This is a genomic window from Bacteroides sp. 1_1_14 (assembly GCF_000162515.1).
In the GTDB taxonomy this organism is placed as follows: Bacteria; Bacteroidota; Bacteroidia; order Bacteroidales; family Bacteroidaceae; genus Bacteroides; species Bacteroides thetaiotaomicron.
In genome coordinates this window covers 161,429-183,335 of record NZ_GG774710.1, presented here as the reverse complement: position 1 = coordinate 183,335, position 21,907 = coordinate 161,429, and the positions used below count along the sequence as shown (strand labels likewise).

At 40.4% G+C, this 21,907-nt stretch carries 20 protein-coding genes; 17 read left to right on the top strand and 3 right to left on the bottom strand.

Going from position 1 to position 21,907, the window contains the following annotated elements:
* Positions 1–266: 266 nt before the first annotated feature.
* The 13 genes from trpB (at position 267) to HMPREF9007_RS04735 (ending at position 14,142) form a co-directional block, all read left to right on the top strand.
* The gene (gene trpB / locus HMPREF9007_RS04675) at positions 267–1,451 is read left to right on the top strand and encodes a tryptophan synthase subunit beta (RefSeq protein ID WP_008763096.1); all 1,185 of its coding nucleotides are present in this window, start codon (positions 267–269) and stop codon (positions 1,449–1,451) included.
* Positions 1,452–1,495: 44 nt separating this feature from the next.
* The gene (locus tag HMPREF9007_RS04680; RefSeq protein WP_008763095.1) at positions 1,496–2,902 is read left to right on the top strand and encodes an anthranilate synthase component I family protein; all 1,407 of its coding nucleotides are present in this window, start codon (positions 1,496–1,498) and stop codon (positions 2,900–2,902) included.
* Positions 2,903–2,970: 68 nt separating this feature from the next.
* A complete protein-coding gene (locus tag HMPREF9007_RS04685) occupies positions 2,971–3,537 on the top strand; it encodes an aminodeoxychorismate/anthranilate synthase component II (RefSeq protein WP_008763094.1) in 567 nt (188 codons plus the stop codon).
* Between the two features lie 4 nt (positions 3,538–3,541).
* Positions 3,542–4,540, top strand: a complete 999-nt coding sequence (trpD, locus tag HMPREF9007_RS04690; protein WP_008763093.1) for an anthranilate phosphoribosyltransferase — start codon at positions 3,542–3,544, stop codon at positions 4,538–4,540.
* A gap of 78 nt (positions 4,541–4,618) precedes the next feature.
* Positions 4,619–5,401 carry an indole-3-glycerol phosphate synthase TrpC gene (gene trpC / locus HMPREF9007_RS04695; protein WP_008763092.1) on the top strand — a complete coding sequence of 261 codons (783 nt, stop codon included), beginning with the start codon at positions 4,619–4,621 and terminating at the stop codon, positions 5,399–5,401.
* A gap of 30 nt (positions 5,402–5,431) precedes the next feature.
* Positions 5,432–6,055, top strand: coding sequence for a phosphoribosylanthranilate isomerase (locus tag HMPREF9007_RS04700; protein ID WP_008763091.1), 624 nt, complete (start codon positions 5,432–5,434; stop codon positions 6,053–6,055).
* 18 nt (positions 6,056–6,073) lie between these two features.
* Entirely contained in the window at positions 6,074–6,844 is a 771-nt protein-coding gene (gene trpA, locus HMPREF9007_RS04705) for a tryptophan synthase subunit alpha (RefSeq protein ID WP_008763090.1), read from the top strand.
* A gap of 265 nt (positions 6,845–7,109) precedes the next feature.
* Positions 7,110–8,150, top strand: coding sequence for an asparaginase (locus HMPREF9007_RS04710; RefSeq protein ID WP_008763089.1), 1,041 nt, complete (start codon positions 7,110–7,112; stop codon positions 8,148–8,150).
* Positions 8,151–8,364: 214 nt separating this feature from the next.
* The gene (locus HMPREF9007_RS04715; protein WP_032850669.1) at positions 8,365–10,827 is read left to right on the top strand and encodes an LruC domain-containing protein; all 2,463 of its coding nucleotides are present in this window, start codon (positions 8,365–8,367) and stop codon (positions 10,825–10,827) included.
* Positions 10,828–11,068: 241 nt separating this feature from the next.
* Entirely contained in the window at positions 11,069–11,434 is a 366-nt protein-coding gene (locus HMPREF9007_RS04720; protein WP_008763087.1) for a response regulator, read from the top strand.
* Between the two features lie 12 nt (positions 11,435–11,446).
* Complete coding sequence (locus HMPREF9007_RS04725) at positions 11,447–12,607, top strand: sugar transferase (RefSeq protein ID WP_008763086.1); 1,161 nt, start codon at positions 11,447–11,449, stop codon at positions 12,605–12,607.
* 15 nt (positions 12,608–12,622) lie between these two features.
* On the top strand, positions 12,623–13,537 hold the full coding sequence (locus HMPREF9007_RS04730; protein WP_008763085.1) for a glycosyltransferase family 2 protein: 915 nt from the start codon (positions 12,623–12,625) through the stop codon (positions 13,535–13,537).
* A complete protein-coding gene (locus HMPREF9007_RS04735; protein WP_008763084.1) occupies positions 13,519–14,142 on the top strand; it encodes an acyltransferase in 624 nt (207 codons plus the stop codon). Before HMPREF9007_RS04730 ends, HMPREF9007_RS04735 begins: the two co-directional genes overlap by 19 nt.
* 582 nt (positions 14,143–14,724) lie before the next feature.
* Here the strand turns inward: HMPREF9007_RS04735 and HMPREF9007_RS04740 are convergent.
* Together HMPREF9007_RS04740 and HMPREF9007_RS04745 are read right to left on the bottom strand one after the other, a co-directional pair.
* Positions 14,725–15,336, bottom strand: a complete 612-nt coding sequence (locus HMPREF9007_RS04740) for a LuxR C-terminal-related transcriptional regulator (RefSeq protein ID WP_008763083.1) — start codon at positions 15,334–15,336, stop codon at positions 14,725–14,727.
* Complete coding sequence (locus HMPREF9007_RS04745; RefSeq protein WP_008763082.1) at positions 15,326–16,030, bottom strand: hemerythrin domain-containing protein; 705 nt, start codon at positions 16,028–16,030, stop codon at positions 15,326–15,328. The genes HMPREF9007_RS04740 and HMPREF9007_RS04745 overlap by 11 nt, the downstream gene beginning before the upstream one ends.
* A gap of 203 nt (positions 16,031–16,233) precedes the next feature.
* Between HMPREF9007_RS04745 and HMPREF9007_RS04750 the strand changes: the two genes are divergently transcribed.
* Complete coding sequence (locus HMPREF9007_RS04750; protein ID WP_008763081.1) at positions 16,234–17,409, top strand: phosphoribosylaminoimidazolecarboxamide formyltransferase; 1,176 nt, start codon at positions 16,234–16,236, stop codon at positions 17,407–17,409.
* Positions 17,410–17,541: 132 nt separating this feature from the next.
* On the opposite strand, the gene HMPREF9007_RS04755 is transcribed toward HMPREF9007_RS04750, so the two are convergent.
* A complete protein-coding gene (locus tag HMPREF9007_RS04755) occupies positions 17,542–19,443 on the bottom strand; it encodes an LruC domain-containing protein (RefSeq protein WP_225651458.1) in 1,902 nt (633 codons plus the stop codon).
* 348 nt (positions 19,444–19,791) lie between these two features.
* Between HMPREF9007_RS04755 and fldA the strand changes: the two genes are divergently transcribed.
* The 3 genes from fldA (at position 19,792) to HMPREF9007_RS04770 (ending at position 21,874) form a co-directional block, all read left to right on the top strand.
* Positions 19,792–20,298, top strand: a complete 507-nt coding sequence (fldA, locus tag HMPREF9007_RS04760) for a flavodoxin FldA (protein WP_032850668.1) — start codon at positions 19,792–19,794, stop codon at positions 20,296–20,298.
* A gap of 33 nt (positions 20,299–20,331) precedes the next feature.
* Positions 20,332–20,694, top strand: coding sequence for a DUF2023 family protein (locus HMPREF9007_RS04765; protein WP_008763079.1), 363 nt, complete (start codon positions 20,332–20,334; stop codon positions 20,692–20,694).
* Between the two features lie 154 nt (positions 20,695–20,848).
* Positions 20,849–21,874: a TQO small subunit DoxD gene (locus HMPREF9007_RS04770; protein WP_008763078.1), complete on the top strand. Its 1,026-nt coding sequence runs from the start codon at positions 20,849–20,851 to the stop codon at positions 21,872–21,874.
* Positions 21,875–21,907: the final 33 nt, after the last annotated feature.

The window sequence follows — 21,907 nt, the reverse complement described above, 5'->3', positions numbered from 1 at the left end:
AGTAAGATTTTGTTTGTTGTTTCAAACAAAGTGTCTATATTTGTCCCCGATAAATAACAAAAGACAATGAGAACAATGTTAGTAAATACATATTGGTGGTGGCGCCCGTTACAACTCCGACAGTCGTAAGGGAGCAGTGCTCGTATGTATATACCTCATTAAAGATATAACAAATTTGAAAGAGCCCTGTCGCAACCTGCGACAGGGCTCTTTTTATTTGCCCGTTTTTGAAAATCGAATAAATAATAATAAATAAAAATAGGATTATGAAAAGTTTTTTAGTTGATCAGGATGGTTACTACGGAGAGTTCGGCGGCGCTTATGTTCCGGAAATTCTCCACAAATGTGTAGAGGAACTGAAGAATACGTACCTCGGAGTGCTCGAAAGCGAAGATTTCAAAAAGGAGTTTGACCAGTTGCTGCGTGACTACGTAGGCCGCCCTTCCCCACTCTATCTCGCCCGCAGACTTTCAGAAAAGTATGGTTGCAAAATGTATCTGAAACGGGAAGACCTGAACCATACAGGTGCCCACAAAATCAATAATACTATCGGACAGATTTTGCTGGCACGCCGCATGGGAAAGAAACGTATTATCGCTGAAACCGGAGCCGGACAACACGGCGTTGCAACGGCTACCGTATGTGCTTTGATGGATATGGAATGTATTGTCTATATGGGTAAAACGGACGTTGAGCGCCAGCACATCAATGTCGAAAAAATGAAGATGCTGGGAGCTACCGTAATCCCGGTCACTTCCGGCAACATGACACTGAAAGATGCGACCAACGAAGCAATCCGCGACTGGTGCTGTCATCCTGCCGACACTTATTATATCATCGGCTCAACAGTAGGTCCCCATCCTTATCCCGACATGGTGGCACGCCTGCAATCCGTAATCAGCGAAGAAATCAAAAAACAACTTATGGAGAAAGAAGGACGTGATCACCCTGATTATCTGATAGCCTGTGTAGGTGGAGGAAGCAATGCCGCCGGAACGATTTATCATTATATCAATGACGAAAGGGTAGGCATCATTCTGGCAGAAGCAGGAGGAAAAGGAATAGAAACCGGAATGACCGCCGCCACTATACAGCTTGGGAAAATGGGCATTATCCATGGAGCCCGTACTTACGTTATCCAGAACGAAGACGGACAGATTGAAGAACCCTACTCTATCTCCGCCGGACTGGACTATCCGGGAATCGGACCGATACACGCCAATCTTGCCGCTCAAAGACGGGCTACCGTATTGGCTGTCAATGATGACGAAGCAATAGAAGCCGCTTATGAACTGACCAAACTTGAAGGAATCATTCCCGCACTGGAATCTGCCCACGCACTGGGTGCGCTGAAAAAATTGAAGTTCAAACCGGAAGATGTGGTTGTACTGACCGTATCGGGACGTGGCGACAAAGACATTGAAACTTATTTGTCTTTCAATGAAAAGTGATTATCAACATCTAGTTTTGTAGTTTGAATTTAGAAATTATAAAAATGAAAACATTCAGTTATACAGCCCATAGCAAACAGGTACTCGGAGATATGCACACTCCTGTCAGTATCTATCTGAAAGTACGTGATATGTACCCACAATCTGCATTGATGGAGAGTTCCGATTATCATGCAGGAGAAAATTCCCTCTCGTTCATCGCTCTTTGTCCGCTGGCAAGTATCGGTGTCAATAGCGGAATAGTCACTGCCAGTTATCCTGACAATAGTCGGAAGGAAGAGCCGCTCACCCAATCATTCACGGTAGAAAAAGCGATGAATCAATTCATCAGTCAGTTTCAAGTGACCGGAGAAAACAAGAATGTGTGCGGACTTTACGGATACACCACATTCAACGCAGTGAAATACTTCGAACATATCCCGGTGAAAGAAAGTCATGATGAGCAGAATGATGCTCCGGACTTGCTATACATATTATATAAGTATATCATCGTTTTCAATCATTTCAAGAATGAATTGACATTGGTAGAAATGCTGGGCGAAGGTGAAGAAAGCGGTTTGCCGGAACTGGAGGCCGCTATCGAAAACAGAAATTATGCTTCTTATAATTTCTCGGTGACAGGTCCTGTCAGCAGCCCGATCTCCGATGAGGAACATAAAGCGAACGTTCGCAAGGGTATTGCCCATTGTATGCGTGGTGATGTTTTTCAGATTGTCCTTTCCAGAAGATTCGTCCAGCCTTATGCCGGAGATGATTTCAAAGTTTATCGTGCTCTTCGCAGCATCAACCCTTCTCCTTATCTTTTCTATTTCGATTTCGGAGGATACCGCATTTTCGGTTCTTCTCCGGAGACTCACTGTAAAATTGAAGACGGACGTGCCTACATCGACCCGATTGCCGGAACAACCCGCCGTACCGGAGATACGGTAAAAGACCGCGAATTGGCAGAAGCACTGCTTGCCGATCCGAAAGAGAACGCGGAGCATGTGATGCTGGTTGATCTGGCAAGAAATGATCTTTCACGTAATTGCCATGATGTACGGGTATTGTTTTATAAGGAACCACAGTATTACAGTCATGTGATTCATCTGGTCAGCCGCGTGAGCGGTCAGCTGAATGAAGGGGCGGATAAGATTAAAACTTTCATCGATACTTTCCCTGCGGGAACGTTGAGCGGAGCACCGAAAGTACGCGCCATGCAGCTGATCAGTGAAATCGAACCTCATAACCGCGGTGCTTATGGCGGCTGTATCGGCTTTATCGGACTTAACGGAGAACTGAACCAGGCAATCACCATCCGTACTTTTGTCAGCCGGAATAACGAGTTGTGGTTCCAGGCCGGAGGCGGTATCGTTGCACGCAGTCAGGATGAATACGAGCTGCAAGAGGTAAACAATAAATTAGGAGCTCTTAAAAAGGCTATCGATTTAGCTGTTAATTTAAAAAACTAACTGTTCAGAGCGATCTGCCTGATAAGTCAGAAACAGTATTTGAACAACAATTTTACAATAACAATAAAATGAAAATATTACTTTTAGATAACTATGATTCTTTCACCTACAATTTGCTGCATGCAGTGAAAGAACTGGGAGCTACAGACGTCGAAGTAGTCCGCAACGACCAGATAAACCTTGATGAAGTGGAACGATTTGATAAGATCATACTTTCACCGGGGCCGGGAATACCCGAAGAAGCAGGCTTGCTATTGCCCATTATCAAACGATATGCACCGACAAAGAGTATTTTAGGCGTTTGTCTGGGACATCAGGCCATCGGCGAGGCTTTTGGTGCACGACTGGAAAACCTGAAAGAAGTATATCACGGTGTACAGACACCGATCAGCATCCTGCAGAAAGACGTACTTTTTGAAGGGCTGGGCAAAGAGATACCTGTCGGACGTTATCATTCCTGGGTAGTCAGCCGGGAAGGTTTTCCCGAGTGCCTGGAGATAACTGCTGAAAGTCAGGAAGGACAAATCATGGCATTACGTCACAAAACCTATGATGTACATGGCATCCAGTTCCATCCCGAATCCGTACTGACTCCGCAAGGAAAAGAAATCATCAAAAACTTCTTAAACGAATAAACTTATGAAACAGATTCTATATAAACTTTTCGAACACCAATATTTGGGACGCGATGAAGCACGTACTATCCTGCAAAACATCGCACAAGGGAAATATAATGACGTACAGGTAGCATCACTGATTACTGTCTTTCTGATGCGTAATATTTCTGTCGAAGAATTATGCGGATTCCGTGATGCATTATTGGAAATGCGGGTTCCGGTTGATTTGAGCGAGTTTGCTCCGATCGATATTGTCGGTACGGGAGGAGATGGAAAAAATACGTTCAACATTTCTACGGCGGCCTGCTTTACAGTAGCCGGAGCAGGTATTCCGGTAGTAAAACATGGCAATTATGGAGCTACTTCAGTCAGCGGTGCCAGCAATGTGATGGAGCAACATGGGGTTAAATTCACAAGTGATGTTGATCAGATGCGGCGCAGCATGGAACAATGTAATATTGCTTATCTGCACGCTCCTTTATTCAATCCGGCACTGAAGGCAGTTGCCCCGATCCGTAAAGGATTGGCGGTACGTACATTCTTTAATATGCTCGGTCCGTTGGTCAATCCTGTATTGCCGACTTATCAGCTTTTAGGTGTGTATAATCTTCCACTTTTGCGCCTTTATACCTATACTTATCAGGAGAGTAAGACTAAATTTGCCGTTGTACATAGCCTGGACGGATATGATGAGATTTCTCTGACGAACGAGTTTAAGGTAGCTACCTGTGGCAATGAGAAGATTTATACTCCGGAAGGTCTCGGATTTGCACGTTATCAGGATACTGATCTGGATGGTGGACAGACACCGGAAGATGCTGCTAAAATCTTTGATAACATCATGAACAATACAGCTACGGAAGCACAGAAAAACGTGGTTGTTATCAATGCAGCTTTCGCTATTCAAGTAGTTCGTCCGGAAAAAACGATTGAAGAGTGCATCGCCCTCGCTAAAGAATCACTGGAAAGTGGCCGGGCATTGGCTACACTGAAGAAATTCATTGAATTGAATAATAAGTAATAGGTAATAAGTTATAAATGATAAGTGGTAAAGGATGAATATGCGATATCCTTTGCCTTGATTCAAAATTTAAGATTAATGAAAGATATATTATCCGAAATTATAGCTAACAAACGGTTTGAAGTCGATTTGCAAAAGCAGGCTATTTCCATCGAACAGTTGCAGGAAGGTATCAATGAAGTTCCGGCTGCCCGTTCTATGAAACAGGCATTGGCTTCTTCCGATTCCGGTATTATAGCCGAATTTAAGCGTCGCTCGCCATCCAAAGGGTGGATCAAACAGGAGGCACGTCCCGAAGAAATTATTCCGTCATACCTTGCGGCAGGTGCTTCCGCCCTCTCTATTCTCACTGATGAGAAGTTTTTTGGAGGAAGTCTGAAAGATATCCGTACAGCACGTCCTTTGGTCGATGTTCCCATTATAAGAAAAGACTTTATCATTGATGAGTATCAGTTATATCAGGCAAAAATTGTCGGTGCGGACGCCGTACTTCTTATCGCCGCCGCACTGAAACAGGAAAAATGTCAGGAACTGGCAGAGCAGGCACATGAACTGGGACTGGAAGTATTACTTGAAATCCATAGTGCGGAAGAGTTACCTTATATTAATAGTAAAATTGATATGATTGGGATTAATAATCGCAATCTGGGTACTTTCTTCACAGATGTAGAAAACTCTTTCCGACTGGCAGGACAACTTCCACAAGATGCGGTATTAGTATCGGAGAGTGGCATTTCCGATCCGGAAGTGGTAAAACGTCTTCGGACTGCCGGATTCCGGGGATTCCTCATCGGAGAGACATTTATGAAAACTCCGCAACCGGGAGAAACGCTGCAGAACTTTCTGAAAGCCATTCAATAAATACATGAACTTCCAAAAACGGACAGCCCTATGATCAACGGAAAAATCATCAAAGTATGCGGTATGCGTGAAGCCCCCAATATACGGGATGTGGAGTCACTACAAAAAGTGGATATGATAGGATTTATCTTCTATCCCAAATCTCCCCGTTATATCTACGAACTTCCCGCTTACCTACCCGTTCGTGCCCGCCGTGTCGGAGTTTTTGTGAATGAAGACAAAGATGTAATCACGATGTACGCCGACCGTTTCGGGCTGGAATATATCCAGCTCCACGGCAAAGAATCACCGGAATACTGTCAGTCATTGCGCACCTCCGGCCTGAAAATCATCAAAGCTTTTTCTGTGGCTCGCCCAAAAGACTTGAATCACATAAGCAAGTATGAAAAAGCTTGCAATCTTTTCCTGTTTGATACGAAATGTGAGCAGTATGGTGGCTCAGGAAACCAATTCGACTGGAACATTCTGCATACCTACAACGGACAAGTTCCATTCCTATTGAGTGGCGGTATCAACTCACACAGTGCCAATGCATTGAAAGCATTCAACCATCCCCGTCTGGCAGGGTACGACCTGAACAGCCGTTTCGAACTGAAGCCCGGGGAAAAGGACCCGGAACGAATCCGGATGTTTCTAAATGAACTAAAGTCATAAATTTAAATTCTCAAAATCATGAACAGAATTAATCAACTCTTTAATAGCAACAAGAAAGATATTCTTTCTATTTATTTTTGTGCAGGTGATCCTGCCCTTGATGGAACAGTCAATGTCATCCGTACTCTCGAAAAACATGGCGTCAGCATGATCGAAATCGGAATCCCATTCAGTGATCCAATGGCGGACGGTATTGTCATCCAAAACGCTGCCACTCAGGCATTACGAAACGGCATGTCACTGAAACTCCTTTTCGAACAATTACGAAACATTCGTCAGGAAGTAAGCATTCCATTGGTATTTATGGGATACTTAAACCCTATTATGCAGTTCGGATTTGAAAACTTCTGCCGCAAATGCGTGGAATGCGGAATAGACGGCGTTATCATCCCCGACTTACCTTTCAGAGATTATCAGGATCACTACCGTATCATTGCCGAACGTTATGGAATCAAAGTAATCATGCTCATCACCCCGGAGACCAGTGAAGAGCGGGTACGTGAGATCGATGCACATACAGACGGATTCATCTATATGGTTTCATCCGCAGCTACTACAGGCGCACAACAGGACTTCAACGAACAGAAACGTGCCTATTTCAAAAAGATCGAAGACATGAATCTACGCAACCCGCTAATGGTAGGTTTCGGTATCTCCAACAAAGCTACTTTTCAAGCAGCTTGCGAACATGCTTCCGGAGCTATCATCGGTAGCCGCTTTGTCACTCTGCTTGAAGAAGAAAAAGATCCGGAAAAAGCCATTCTGAAACTGAAAAATGCACTTAAATAGACATAGGAAATAGTCAGACAAATAGTAGCTAAAATAGCCGGACAGCATCGTTTTGCTTTGCATAACCATTCTTTCCGAACAATTTTAGCTACTTGACTATTTTTACGACTCACTTCATTTTTTCTTTTAATCCATCGTATAATTCCGCATAAATATTCATATTTATAACATTTCACTGCAAACTACGAACAAATTCATCATTTACTATTCATAATTCGCAATTAATCTATATCTTTGTCAGCGTTTTAACAGAAATTCATCAATTATGAGAGTAGAGACCCCTTCTGTTTTGTTGATTTACACGGGTGGAACTATCGGAATGATAGAAAATCCGGAGACAGGTGCCTTAGAAAACTTTAATTTCGACCATTTGCTCAAGCACGTTCCTGAGCTGAAAAGATTCAACTATCGCATTTCCTCCTATCAATTCGAACCTCCTCTCGACTCCTCGGATATGGAGCCTGCTTACTGGGCAAAACTTGTAAAGATCATCAACTATAATTACGACCATTTTGATGGTTTTGTTATTCTGCATGGAACGGATACAATGGCCTATACTGCTTCCGCCCTAAGTTTTATGCTCGAAAATCTGAGTAAGTCTGTTATTCTGACCGGTTCTCAATTGCCAATCGGAACGCTGCGTACGGACGGAAAAGAAAATCTGATCACTGCAATCGAGATTGCTGCTGCCAAGAATCCAGACGGTACAGCTATTGTCCCCGAAGTATGTATTTTCTTTGAAAATCACCTGATGCGAGGTAATCGTACCACAAAAATCAATGCTGAGAACTTTAATGCCTTCCGGTCTTTCAATTACCCGCCATTGGCACGCGTAGGCATCCATATTAAATACGAGCCCAACCTTATTCGCAAACCGACCCCGGACAAACCACTAAAGCCACACTATCTGTTTGATACAAATGTGGTAATATTAACTCTTTTTCCCGGCATCCAGGAGGAGATCATCCATTCACTACTCCATGTCCCCGGATTGAAAGCTGTCGTGATGAAAACATTCGGATCAGGAAATGCACCGCAAAAAGAATGGTTCATCCGGGAATTAAAAGAGGCTACTGATCGTGGAATTATCATTGTTAACATCACACAATGTGCTTCCGGAGCAGTAGAAATGGGACGTTACGAGACCGGAATGCATCTGCTCGAAGCAGGTGTTATCAGTGGATATGACAGTACTCCCGAATGTGCTGTAACTAAACTGATGTTTTTGCTGGGACACGGACTATCTAATAAAGACATCCGATACAAAATGAACTCTTGTTTAATAGGGGAAATAACCAAACCCTAAAAAAGAAAATCTCTATAGTAATCTCCTGATTTTCATCCTATAATATTTCTGCAAAAGAAAAAATCAGGAGATTACTCTTTCGTTTTTCATATAAAGCGAACCAAAACGGAAATATCGTTGCTTTTTACACAAGAAATATCAATAAATACATCTTTAATCCAAAATATACAACTATCTTTGCAACAAACAAAAAAACAATCAAACAATAGACATTATGATGAAAAAAACAATTCTGCTTACATCTATAATTGCGATAGCAATAGTAAGCATGTTATCCAGTTGCGTAGATTCCGAGAAGGATCTATATGATCCGTCTTATCAGACAGCCAATCCAATGGGGGACGGTTTTGCTGCACCGGATGGATTTGACTGGAATATGACTACAACTAGTATTCTAAGCATAGAAATTGATGATGAACTATACAACCAAATAGAAATATTGGACGCAAATCCATTTTCAACGTCTGATTACCATATACTTGCCAAAGGAGTTTCCAAAAAAGGTCAAGCTTTTTCACAAGAAATAAATTATACAGAAGGAACTAATTACCTATATATTCGTAAGACAGACTCTAGAAGCAGAGTGTCTATTAGTACATGGGATGTATCTAAAAATAAAGAAATTGTAGGTTCAAGGACTACAAGAGTGGCAAAAGCGACCACCGGAAGCTATAATATTCCAGAAAAATATCCCGAAGAAACTTATGATACCACAGGAGCCATTGAACTTAGAGGTAATACTAATTGGAATCAATCAAATCATCATTTGGAAGCAGGCAAAAGCTATATCATAAAAGACAAATTTAATGGTGAAATCAACCATACCAGTGGATATTTGAATGGCGGAAGATTTACCATATTTGTAGAAGGTGAATGGACACCCTCGCAAAACCAAATACAAAGTGCAGATATTATTATTTTGAAGGGTGGAAAAATCAACACAGATTCATTCACGAGTTTTCTTATTGCTGACAACTCAATATTAACGATTCAATCAGGCGGAAGTCTTATTGGCAATAACATCAATCTTGCTGCCATAGGAGTACTACTGAAAAATTTTGGAACAATTAATGTCAATAGTATGAAGGACTTGAATACGACGTCTATTTTATACAATGCTCCTAAAGCCACAATTAATGTTACAGGAAAATCTGTTGCTTCTTGGGAACAGTCCATATTTACCAAAGGAGCTATTTATAACTTTGGAGAATTGACTATTCAAGAAGGTGCATTAAAGTTTAACTCTCAAGATGCAACATGCTATTTTTATAATGGAACTGAAGCAACAATTAATACTCCAACTTTCATTATAGGTGGAATTGGTGTAAATGATGGAACTGTTAATGCTCAAAAAATAAGTAATGATAATGGCGGTAACCCTACTTTTACTAATAATTGCAGTCTTTATGCCAAAAACTCTTTCGAATTCGGAGGAACAAACGGAACTATCATAATGAATAAAGGTATATTGGCTGGTGGCATAAAAAATGGTACTTTTATAGCTATTCCATCTTTTAAATGCGGTAATAGCGGAAGCACTTTTGAACTGAATAATGGTTCTATGATAAAAGCAGAGATAATGGATATTCCTAATGTCACTTTTAAAGCTGCCGGAACCCGTTCATTATTAAAATCTACAAAAAGCATATCTACTGGTTGGACAACTAAGTTCAATGGTAATTTAGATATTGAATGCCCGGAAGAGGAATTCGCCAAAGGGGTACCTGCCAATAACCCTAATTACATTATGGAAAATTCAGTAGAATTATATATCCCTAATGGTTCCAAAACAATCATTACTTCATGTAGTGAAATTTCAGAAATACCTGACCCTACCCCTGACCCGGAAGATCCTGAATTCCCTATTGAAGTGGAAGACAACAAGGATTATACCTACCTCTTTGAAGACCAATGGCCACTATATGGAGATTATGATATGAATGACATCGTTCTGACCATTCAGAAAAGGAAAATATATACTAATAAAGAGAATAAAGTAACAAAATTCGAGTTGAGTATTGACTTATCCGCAGCCGGAGCAACAAAAAGCATCGGAGCAGCTATTATGCTGGACAATGTACCCGCCAATGCCATTACACAGCCAGTTGAATTCAGTGACAATACTCTTGCCAAGAATTTCAATCTAAATAATAACAATATCGAAAATGGTCAGGATTATACTGTGATTCCTCTGTTTGATGATGCTCATAAAGTATTGGGAAGAGATCGGTATGAGCAGATTAATACTGTTTCAGACTATGCAGGCAATACCAAACCTAAAAATATCAGTTTCTCCATTACATTCAATAATCCGACAATATCAGCAGATGCCTTTAATGTCAACAAATTGAATGTCTTTATCATCGTAGACGGCAACAGAAACCCACGTAAGGAAATACATGTTGCAGGCTACCAACCAACCAAACTCGCAAATACCGATCTGTTTGGCGGAAACAACGATAACAGCCATCATGCCAGCAAAAAATATTATATCAGTAAAGAGAATCTGGCATGGGGCATCATGGTTCCTTCCAATTTCAAATGGCCTTTGGAGTATGTAAATATCAAAACTGCTTATTCACAATTCAGTGACTGGGTAACGAGCGGTGGTACAGAAAATGAAAAATGGTGGAATGATTTTGATGTAAACAAGGTATTCCAAACAAATAAAAACTAATCTCCCTTATCAACACGGGTTTCATAAAAATAATGAAATCCGTGTTTTTTTCCTCACTAAACGTATCAGATATATTCTATTAATAAATAAAAATAATAATCTTCATGAATTTTACTTCTGCTAATTGGAAGTTTATTCTAAAATTATATATATATTTGCACGAAGTGAAACAAAGGCAAGAGATTCAATTTAATCTATATAAATCAAGTAGCAAAGCAAGCGATAGAAAGGTTCTATTTGTATGAAAAAAAAGATACTATTAGTTGACGATAAAGCGACTATTGGAAAAGTTGCAAGTATATATTTAGGCAAGGATTACGACGTTATGTATTTGGAGAATCCTATTAAAGCAATAGATTGGCTTAATGAAGGTAATGTACCCGATCTCATTATTTCCGATATTCGTATGCCGTTAATGAGAGGAGATGAATTCCTCAGATATATGAAAGCCAATGAGTTATTCAAGTCAATTCCTATCGTTATGCTGTCCAGCGAAGAAAGTACCACGGAAAGAATCAAATTACTGGAAGAAGGAGCAGAAGACTATATTCTGAAGCCATTCAATCCTTTGGAACTAAAAATCCGAATCAAAAAGATTATCGACTAATACAGCCTTTAAATGCAATATTTTGTTTACATAGGCAGACACAACAAAACAATAGAACTGTTTTCGAAATTAAGTACCGGAGTATTCTATGCAGCACCAAACTGCTATAAGGCAACTAAAGTGCTAGACAAGATACGAGAAAAATACGACGCAGCTTTATTTATTGAGCAGGTAGAATTATCAAAAGATATCGCTGATATTCGCTCTATACGAAAAATGTATCCAGGGCTTTATATGGTACTGGTTATAGATTCCATTACTAAGGAAGAAGCTACAGAATACTTGAAGGCAGGAGTTAATAACACGATTAAGTACGAAACCAACAGTGAAGTACTGAAAGATCTGTCAACTTTTCTCACACGTAGAAAAGAACAAAAAATAGAAGCACTGCAACTCCAAACACAGAATTTAAAAGCCTTTCGCCTGCCTTCATGGAAAAGAATCTTCGATATATTCTTTTCCGGAATAGCACTACTTTTCCTTGCTCCTCTTTTAATAGCTACTGCTATAGCCATTCGCTTGGAGAGCAAAGGACCGATTATCTATAAATCCAAACGTGTAGGAAGCAATTATCAGATATTTGATTTTCTCAAATTTCGTTCGATGTATACCGACGCTGATAAACATCTGAAGGATTTCAATGCTCTCAACCAATACCAACAGGAAGAAGAAGAGGAAGAAGATATATGGGGAGAAGAATCCTGTGTCTCTGAAGAAGCAGACGAAGAAGAAATTCTCCTGATATCCGACGATTTTGTAATTTCTGAAGAAGACTATATCCACAAGAAATCAAAAGAGAAAAGTAATGCTTTCGTAAAACTGGAGAATGACCCCAGAATCACAAAGATAGGACGTTTTATCCGTAAATACAGCATTGATGAATTACCACAGCTTATCAATATCCTCAAAGGAGATATGTCTATAGTGGGCAATCGTCCCCTCCCACTCTATGAGGCAGAGTTACTGACTAGTGATGAACACATTGATCGTTTTATGGGACCAGCCGGACTTACCGGGCTGTGGCAGGTTGAAAAAAGAGGTGAAGCGGGTAAACTCTCCGCAGAAGAACGCAAGCAACTGGATATCCAATATGCAAAAAACTTCTCTTTCGGACTGGACATAAAAATCATTCTGAAAACAGTTACTGCATTCGTTCAAAAAGAGAACGTATAACTCCTTCACTACAGGATGGACTACTTTATCTACATAGCAGACGATTTCTTCTTTTTGTGTATAGGGCTTTTGCTCCTATACCTTTTCATATTGGCTGTTGCCTCACATTTCAAACATTCCAATTATCCCAAAGCCAGAAAACAATATCAGTGTGCCATATTAGTTCAGGACGGAAGCCTCCTTCCTTTCATGTATCAACAGGAAGCATATGAATTCATCACATATAAAGATTTGCTGGAAGCAATTAATTCATTAGATAAAGAACGATACGAATTAGTCATCCTTCTTTCTGATAAAGCCAGTGCTTTATCACCCCATTTTCTGGAAAAGATTTATAATGCCTACGATGCCGGAATACAGGCAATGCAGTTGCACACGATCATTAATAATCGTAAGGGAGTACGGAAACGTTTCCATGCTCTATCCGAAGAAATCAATAACAGTCTTTTCAGATCGGGGAATACTCAGATCGGCTTTTCTTCAAGTCTTTTCGGAACCAATATGGCTTTCGACTTAGAATGGCTACAGAAGAATCAAAGAACTGCCAAAACGAATCTCGAACGAAAGTTATTCAAACAGAATATATATATTGAATATCTGCCGGATGTGATTGTACACTGTGACTCCGCCCCTGTTTATCCCTATCGCAGGCGCATACGGAAGACCCTCTCTTATCTATTGCCGTCTTTATTAGAAGGCAACTGGAATTTCTGCAACCGTATAGCCCAGCAGCTGATACCTTCTCCGATGAAATTATGCACCTTCGTCAGTATCTGGACTTTATTAATAACAGGATACCACTGGACCTCGTCACTCAAGTGGTGGATATTGCTTTTAGGATTGGCAATCACATACAGTCTGGCAATACCGGATTATTTAGTAGAAGATAAAAAGAAACAAAAACATTCAATATGGAAAAAAGGACACTGAAACTGCGAATCAAACAAAATCCGGCTTTGAAACAAGCCGTACATCGTTTTATTATGCATCCTGTAAAGACACGCCCCAACTGGTGGATACGCCTTTTCTATTTTGTATATCTGAAACGTGGAAAAGGTTCCGTGATTTATCGCAGTGTCCGCAAAGACCTTCCTCCTTTTAATCAGTTCTCGCTAGGACGCTATTCGGTAGTAGAAGACTTTTCCTGCCTTAATAATGCGGTAGGAGATTTAATCATTGGAGATTATACCCGCATCGGATTAGGAAATACCATTATCGGTCCGGTTCTTATAGGAAATCATGTGAATCTTGCACAGCATGTAACAGTCACAGGACTTAATCATAATTATCAAGATGCGGAGAAATCAATCGACGAACAGGGAGTAAGTACACAGCCTGTCACTATTGAGGATGATGTATGGGTAGGTGCAAACTCAGTCATACTGCCAGGAGTTACTTTAGGGAAACATTGTGTAGTGGCTGCCGGAAGCGTTGTCAGCCGTTCCATCCCAGCATACTCTATTTGTGCCGGTTGCCCTGCCAAAGTGATCAAATCATATGATTTCGCAACGAAAGAGTGGAAAAAAGTAAAATGATATCCACCACTAATTATTAATAGTGAGAGCAGCTACGCAATATACCTTATAAAGGGGATTGTGACAGATACAGAAACGCACTATCTTTGCAGTATCAGAATTGAATTAATTAGTCATAATTTTATTACGTAGCCACATTTAAGTAAAAATGAAATAGGGTCCCGCCGAAGCGATTTCGTCGGGATTTTATTTTATACACTCCTGGCATTAGCAATCCCGGTATTTATATACCTTTCGGCTCCCCTGCGTCTATAAACAAAAAACGAGTCAATTCCTAGAAGGGAACCACTCGCCACAGCATTAGAAAAGCCAGAAAGGCTTTTCTTTTATTACCTCAATTCCTGAAAACTAATCTTCTTTTTACCTTTTAAACTTCTTACCTATTGTTATCCTTTTTACCTTTTACCAAAAAATGTCCTATTGAACACTAAAAAATTTAATACCTTAATTATTTAAATCTAATACCTTAATAATCTTTTCTTTTACCTTTTAAACTAATAGCAATTTCCCAATTGCACTGCAAAGGTACGAAAAGATTCCGTGTTCGCAAACGGCTTCAGATTTTATAACATTCTTTTAAGGTTATAAATCTTTCACATCATTTAGCGTAACAAGCTTATTTACAATAGCATAAATAGTCAGGCCAGCCGCACTGTGTATCTGTAGCTTTTTGCTGATATTTCTCCGGTGAGTAATGACAGTGTGAATAGACAAGAAAAGATTCTCTGCAATCTCTTTATTCGTCATACCTTTCACCACACAGATCACTATCTCTTTCTCCCGTTGGCTAAGCGTTTCCTGATTGTCAAGCTCCTCCTCTTCCGAAGCCAGATTTAGCAGACCATGAATCTTTTTAGAAAGAATATCCAGATCATCAAAGATAGAAATCGACTCATCATATTTGGTCAGCAAAGAGGCATCTACAAAAGAGCTAACCAAAGCAATCAAACGTATTTTCTTACCGGCAGTTTCTTCCCGGAACTTATTTACATCAAAGTAGTCACCAAAAGTAGGATTTACAATCAGCATTTCCGGATATTGCGTACGCAGGCAATCACTCAGAGCCTCTACTGAAAGTAATTCTATAGGTTGCACCTTCACATTAGGAAGACGCTTCAATGCAGCGGTCAGCCCACCCCGGATAATCACTGAGGTTTCGGCGATCGCAATTCGAATGGCTTCGTTATTTTTCATTTTCCCTAATCCTCCTTTCCAACTTCAGAATGGCAGGAACAAAAATATAGTCTTCAACCTTGCAGTGAGATTCCAAACCGGCCTCACAGGCGTATATATCGAAAAGAGCCGCATTCAACAGATTCTCATTGGCTTTGGCAGGACAATATTTAATGATGATATTTTTCAGTTCTGTCAGCTTCTCTCCCACCTGGTCATGATGCTTGGAGAATGTGCTAATCTGATAATTCCGGGGAGCATTGCCATTTATCAGCGCATCCACATATTTGAATACCGTTTTCTCCTCATAATCCATGTGTTTACGTACCTCTCGTGTATATTCATCAAAGAACTTAAGAATCAGAAAAGCTACATCATCCTGCGAACAGTCAATCGCTTCAATCAGTTTACGGCGAATGGCAGGAAGAGAAAAGTCCAGAAAGTAAATATGGGCTTGCCGCAGATAATCGATTAGTGCAGGTATAGAAATATCCTCACTGCTTCCATCCATCCGCGAAAAACCTTCAGACATAAAGTTGACTACAATCAGAAAAGTCCTGCAATCTACTCCATTAAGCTCGCAAACTTCTTTCACTGTTTTGTCACCAAATCCCAACGAAAGGCCGAAACGGCTCATCACTTGTAACAAGGAATAGTTATCACTGATGAGATCAATCATCTTATCAGTTGGTTTGTATTTTTGCAAATTATCCATTTACACCTATTTATATTAGAGACTGCAAAGAAACGGAATATTTCGAGGATATGCAATCACCACAAATAGGTATTTTCGCTACTCACAGTTTCCCCAATACTAATTACTTGTTACTAATTTATAACAGGAGGCTAGGCTGGCTATTCTTTTTTTAGTAATTTTGTCGCTATCAATTTGTAATCAGTAATTCATAATTAAATAATATGGCAAACGAACTCGAACTGAAATACGGCTGCAACCCAAATCAAAAGCCTGCCCGTATCTTCATGAAAGAAGGCGAACTACCCATTGAGGTATTGAACGGACATCCCGGTTACATCAATCTGCTGGATGCATTCAACAGTTGGCAGTTAGTAAAAGAACTGAAAGAAGCTACCGGACTTCCGGCTGCCGCATCATTCAAACACGTCAGCCCGGCAGGTGCTGCTGTTGCTGTAGAAATGAGTGACACACTGAAGAAAATCTATTTTGTGGATGATGTAAAACTGTCTCCACTGGCAACAGCCTATGCACGCGCACGCGGTGCCGACCGTATGTCTTCTTACGGAGACTTCATCGCATTGTCCGATACTTGTGATGAAGAGACTGCACGCATTATCAACCGTGAAGTATCCGATGGTGTGATTGCACCGGATTACACTCCCGAAGCTCTGGAAATCCTGAAAAATAAAAGAAAAGGAACTTACAATGTGATCAAGATAGATCCGGCTTACCGCCCGGCTCCTATCGAACACAAAGATGTTTTCGGAGTGACTTTTGAGCAAGGCAGAAACGAACTGAAAATAGACGAAAGTCTTTTGAAAGAGTTACCTACACAAAACAAGGAAATTCCGGCTGAAGCCAAACGTGACCTAATCATTTCTTTAATCACCTTAAAATATACACAATCCAATTCCGTATGTTATGCAAAGGACGGACAGGCGATTGGTATCGGTGCAGGACAGCAGTCACGTATTCACTGCACGCGCCTTGCAGGAAATAAAGCAGATATCTGGTATCTCCGCCAACATCCGAAAGTAATGAATCTGCCCTGGATTGAAAAAATCCGCCGTGCAGATCGTGATAATACTATCGACGTTTATATTTCAGAAGATCATGATGACGTATTGGCAGACGGTGTTTGGCAACAGTTTTTTACAGAAAAGCCGGAAGTACTGACCCGCGAAGAGAAACGTGCATGGCTGGATACAATGACTGGCGTAGCTTTGGGCTCTGACGCATTCTTCCCCTTCGGAGACAATATCGAACGTGCACACAAAAGCGGTGTAAGCTATATCGCACAACCGGGAGGTTCAGTACGAGATGATCATGTTATCGGTACATGCGACAAGTACAATATGGCAATGGCATTCACAGGCATTCGCTTGTTCCATCATTAAAACATATCAATCCCCTTTATAATAGAAACTAATCCGTTTCTCCATTATAAAGGGGATTCTTATGTTTTAAGACCTGCTCAGAAAAATAAGGGTATCTTTTAAAGCATCAACTCCACAACCAACAAAAATATTTTAGTATAATTCATCCTCATCTACATTCTCTGAAATAGTGAAATCAAACCAAGACAAGTCCGTCTTATTTATTACCCACTTGCTATAATTCTTATAAGCCTTCACTACTGACGATTTTTCTTTCGGATATCTCCATGCCGGGTCGCTTGCTGAAGTACGAGGAAAATCTAATGCCCAACAAGACATATCTTCCATCCGATAATAAATATTTCGTGATGCATCAGAACAGTCATCCGCAGTTTGAAGCAAGTTTGTATCCATCTTCGAAGTCGGAGCAAAGTCTGTTAAATGAATTTCATGAGAACGGTTGTTCACAAATATAAATGGATTGAATTTCATCATTGAAACATTGTCAACCGGAATAGTCAGCGGAATAGTGATTTCAACTTCCGCTGCTGAAACAAAACTCGTCCCCTTTTCTGTATTTACAAAACCATTTATATTAGGAAAGAGTCTGCTTACATCTTCCCAAATCACAAAAGTCGCCTTTGAATTACCACTTTCGAAAGTCGCTCCCATCACCTTTGCAGCATCAATATAACTTTCTGCCAATGGAAGTTCAATGCCAAAACCGATCTTTGTATAAGCGGCAGCCCCTTTGGCTATTGGTTTAAAACGCAATTTAATGCTTGTAATCTTGTTTTCCGTATTCTTTCCCAAACCGTATGCATAATTTACTACAAAGTCATTCAGGTCATAATCACCGGCATTAGGCCACTGGTCTTCGAAAGCCAATGTACCATGAATAGATTCAGTTACAACTACTTCTTCTTCAACCGGAATATCCTCTCCCGGTTCAATTGCTTTTTCAGGAGTAGCAGTCACTTTCAACATTACATCATTAAAATCATAATCTGATTGATTATCGCCAAAAGGACGGATATCAAATCCGGTCACACAACAATTATAACCATCTAACTGACGAGTTACAGCCTGAGATTTTCCCCATTTATTCAATACCGGAGTAGAGTAATACATTCCAGAGACGTCACCATTAACAACAGGATTCGTTTTATTTTTAAAAGAATACGCATTCTTCGTTGTTACATCCGTACCATCCTTCTTATAACCGGCACGTGCTACAACAAAACCTATCCGTGTCCCTTTTGGGAAAATCTCAGTATACTCCTTTCCATTCCAATAAAGTAACTGAACTTTCAAACCCGACGGACACTGCAGCTGGTTAGTATTAGGCAACAACATAGTCATCCGAAGATGATCAATGTCATTTGGACTATTCAGTTCTTCCTCTTTATAATTATAATACATCAATGAATTATAAACAGTCTGATTAGCGACATAGAAACCACCATCACCGACATAAGTCACCCAAACTCTGGCTCCATTTTCATCAACGACCCGTAAATCCGAGTTTTTATCCAAATCTGCTTTCTGAACATTCTGCCTCTCTGGGTACCAACTATCAATCTGATTAATCAAAGCAGGAGATAGTTGCTCTTTAGAGACCAAAGAACACCCACCCTGCAGCGGAATACCATCCCTACTTATTTCAACATTCTTATAAGGGATATACAATTGATACAGACCACTGATCGGTCCGGAAAATGAAGGAATCTCAATCGAAAAAGCACGCGAGACAGCCATATGAGGAAAACTGACTCCTTGAAAATCCAATGAAACAAAATCCTGAACATCCGCTTCCTTCACCTGACCATAACCAGCAGTGAGAGGAGCCACATAAATTTTGGAAACATTATTTCCTATCACCACTTCAGCTTTCAACTTACCTGAAGCATCCGTATATCCGACAAAGACCGGATCAATAGAAATAACTCCTTCGCCCGTGTAAGGCTGACTCATAAACACACCGAATTTCACACCGGCCTGTGATTTTCCATCACCATCGACAGCAGTAATAAATATACTCCTTTGCGTTTTCAACAAGAAATCCGTAGATAAACCGAGTTGAGTATCCTCAGGCGTTCCTTCATCCGGATTCTACAAATTTTTCTCTTCTACACATGAAGCAAGAACCATGCCGATAACTCCAAAAGAAAAATACTTTAAGCTTCTCATATTCATATAGTATATGTGTCTGTTTTGATCTCTGCAAAGATAATACATTATTTAAAAACAACTTTAATAAAAGTTACATTTCTTGTAGAAAAAAAAGCGAGAGAACATCCCCATTTATAATGAGAATAAAGCAATTATTCCACTATAAATGGGGATTTCCTATTTCTCCGAGACCCTTTATCTTTGCACCATCACATTAAAATAGAATCAAAGATGAATAAAATTGGAGTATTTTACGGTTCCACTACCGGAACAACAGAAGACCTTGCCCGTCGGATTGCAGAGAAACTAGATGTTCCTTCCGCACATATTTATGATGTATCCAAACTCACTGAAGCTTTGGTCGGTGAATATGATGTACTGGTACTAGGCAGTTCCACATGGGGAGCCGGTGAATTACAGGATGACTGGTACGACGGAATTAAAATTTTAAAGAAATGCGATCTGTCTCACAAATATGTAGCCTTGTTCGGTTGTGGTGATTCCGATTCTTACAGCGATACTTTCTGTGATGCTATCGGTATTCTTTTTGAAGAGCTGAAAGATACCCGCTGCAAATTCTGTGGAGTAGTAGACACATCTGGTTATACATTCGATTCTTCTATCGCTGTCGTTAATGGCAAGTTCGTAGGTCTTCCACTCGACGAAGTCAATGAAGACGGTCAGACAGATGAACGTATCAGTGCATGGGTTGAACAAGTAAAACAAGAAATCAGCTAATCTTTATCTCCATATAAAATAACAGTTTACATCATGGCTACCGAAAGAATCATTCCCGGAGAAATCCGGATTTTCCTCAACCACATTTATGAGTTCAAGAAAGGCGTACGCAACATGGTACTCTATACGATGAGCAGAGAGCACGAAGAGTTTGCCATCCGCCGGCTGAAAAATCAGAAGATCAGTTATATGATACAAGAAGTAGGTACTAACAAGATTAATCTGTTTTTCGGTAAACCCGAATGTATGGAAGCCATGCGACATATCATCATTCGCCCTTTGAATCAACTGTCTGCCGAAGAGGACTTCATTTTGGGAGCCATGCTGGGATACGACCTTTGCCAACAATGCAAACGGTATTGTAATAAAAAAGAAGGTATAAAGATAGCCGTCTAAAGAATAACTTTTGCATTGTTAGCTTTGTTTTGTATGTAGTTTGTCTTGAGTAGAATCGTTTCAAAAAAAACAGGTTTTCATAAAAACATTTTCCAGTGGAAACTTGTTCTAATAAGAAACGATTCTCTATAATAACAAACTAACAACAAACAGTATGCTGACACACCAACAAGAACCATCCAAAGCCTACATACTTGCGGGCATTTTCACTCTCTCCTTACGACTGATCGTCGGCTGGACTTATTTCTCAGCTTTTTGGCGCAGACTCGTTCTTGAAAACAAACTCATTCCGGATGGAACCGGATACATTGGAGAAAAATTCAATCATTTTCTTCCCAATTCCATTGGCATCAAACCGATTATTGAATACTTGGTCAGCACACCGGATTTACTGTGGTGGGCAATGGTTATTTTCACATTAGTAGAAGGCATCGTCGGGTTACTCTATATGCTCGGTTTCTTCACACGATTAATGAGTATCGGCGTATTCAGTCTGGCATTCGGCATTCTTTTAGGCTCCGGCTGGCTGGGTACTACCTGCCTCGACGAATGGCAAATCGGCATCTTGGGAGTGTCAGCCGGATTCACCATTTTCCTGTCCGGTGGTGGTAAATATTCTTTGGATTATCTGTTATTGCCTAAACTTTCCAAGAACAAATGGCTCATATGGCTTACTTCCGGCGAACTTCCACTATCCATCAAGCAATTTAGTAAAGTCGCAATAAGCGGTGCTGTACTGCTTTTCATACTTACCTTATATACCAACCAAGTCTTTCATAATGGCGTTTGGGGACCTCTACACAACAAATCGGTCAAACCGAAACTGGAAATTTCCAACGCAAAGATTCAAGAGGATATCCTGACGTTCAAAGTATACCGGATAGAAGGAGCCGACGTGTACGGTTCCTTCCTGATCGGCATAACACTAAAAGACGAGAATGGAAAAACAATACTTCAAAAGAACGGAGAAGAGCTAGCCCGCTTCCCACTTACCCGAATAAAAAATGACTATGTAGCCAAAGTAGCTCCGGGAAAACACAGCCTCATCATTCCTTTAGGAAGTAAAGCAACTCTTACAATCAGAAGTGATGTTTTTATGGACCTGCCCAAAGGTGACTACGAACTAATTCTGACAGATATAAGTGGCATAACCTGGAAAGAGAAAGTAGTCATTAGTTAGATACCATTCTTTTATTATGGGCGAAAAAGATTG

What these genes read in the sequence shown, in the direction of transcription:
- trpB (WP_008763096.1), top strand. Translation starts at nt 267, where the DNA reads ATGAAAAGTTTTTTAGTTGATCAGGATGGTTACTACGGAGAGTTCGGC.
- HMPREF9007_RS04680 (WP_008763095.1), top strand. Translation starts at nt 1,496, where the DNA reads ATGAAAACATTCAGTTATACAGCCCATAGCAAACAGGTACTCGGAGAT.
- HMPREF9007_RS04685 (WP_008763094.1), top strand. Translation starts at nt 2,971, where the DNA reads ATGAAAATATTACTTTTAGATAACTATGATTCTTTCACCTACAATTTG.
- trpD (WP_008763093.1), top strand. Translation starts at nt 3,542, where the DNA reads ATGAAACAGATTCTATATAAACTTTTCGAACACCAATATTTGGGACGC.
- trpC (WP_008763092.1), top strand. Translation starts at nt 4,619, where the DNA reads ATGAAAGATATATTATCCGAAATTATAGCTAACAAACGGTTTGAAGTC.
- HMPREF9007_RS04700 (WP_008763091.1), top strand. Translation starts at nt 5,432, where the DNA reads ATGATCAACGGAAAAATCATCAAAGTATGCGGTATGCGTGAAGCCCCC.
- trpA (WP_008763090.1), top strand. Translation starts at nt 6,074, where the DNA reads ATGAACAGAATTAATCAACTCTTTAATAGCAACAAGAAAGATATTCTT.
- HMPREF9007_RS04710 (WP_008763089.1), top strand. Translation starts at nt 7,110, where the DNA reads ATGAGAGTAGAGACCCCTTCTGTTTTGTTGATTTACACGGGTGGAACT.
- HMPREF9007_RS04715 (WP_032850669.1), top strand. Translation starts at nt 8,365, where the DNA reads ATGATGAAAAAAACAATTCTGCTTACATCTATAATTGCGATAGCAATA.
- HMPREF9007_RS04720 (WP_008763087.1), top strand. Translation starts at nt 11,069, where the DNA reads ATGAAAAAAAAGATACTATTAGTTGACGATAAAGCGACTATTGGAAAA.
- HMPREF9007_RS04725 (WP_008763086.1), top strand. Translation starts at nt 11,447, where the DNA reads ATGCAATATTTTGTTTACATAGGCAGACACAACAAAACAATAGAACTG.
- HMPREF9007_RS04730 (WP_008763085.1), top strand. Translation starts at nt 12,623, where the DNA reads ATGGACTACTTTATCTACATAGCAGACGATTTCTTCTTTTTGTGTATA.
- HMPREF9007_RS04735 (WP_008763084.1), top strand. Translation starts at nt 13,519, where the DNA reads ATGGAAAAAAGGACACTGAAACTGCGAATCAAACAAAATCCGGCTTTG.
- HMPREF9007_RS04740 (WP_008763083.1), bottom strand. Translation starts at nt 15,336, where the DNA reads ATGAAAAATAACGAAGCCATTCGAATTGCGATCGCCGAAACCTCAGTG.
- HMPREF9007_RS04745 (WP_008763082.1), bottom strand. Translation starts at nt 16,030, where the DNA reads ATGGATAATTTGCAAAAATACAAACCAACTGATAAGATGATTGATCTC.
- HMPREF9007_RS04750 (WP_008763081.1), top strand. Translation starts at nt 16,234, where the DNA reads ATGGCAAACGAACTCGAACTGAAATACGGCTGCAACCCAAATCAAAAG.
- fldA (WP_032850668.1), top strand. Translation starts at nt 19,792, where the DNA reads ATGAATAAAATTGGAGTATTTTACGGTTCCACTACCGGAACAACAGAA.
- HMPREF9007_RS04765 (WP_008763079.1), top strand. Translation starts at nt 20,332, where the DNA reads ATGGCTACCGAAAGAATCATTCCCGGAGAAATCCGGATTTTCCTCAAC.
- HMPREF9007_RS04770 (WP_008763078.1), top strand. Translation starts at nt 20,849, where the DNA reads ATGCTGACACACCAACAAGAACCATCCAAAGCCTACATACTTGCGGGC.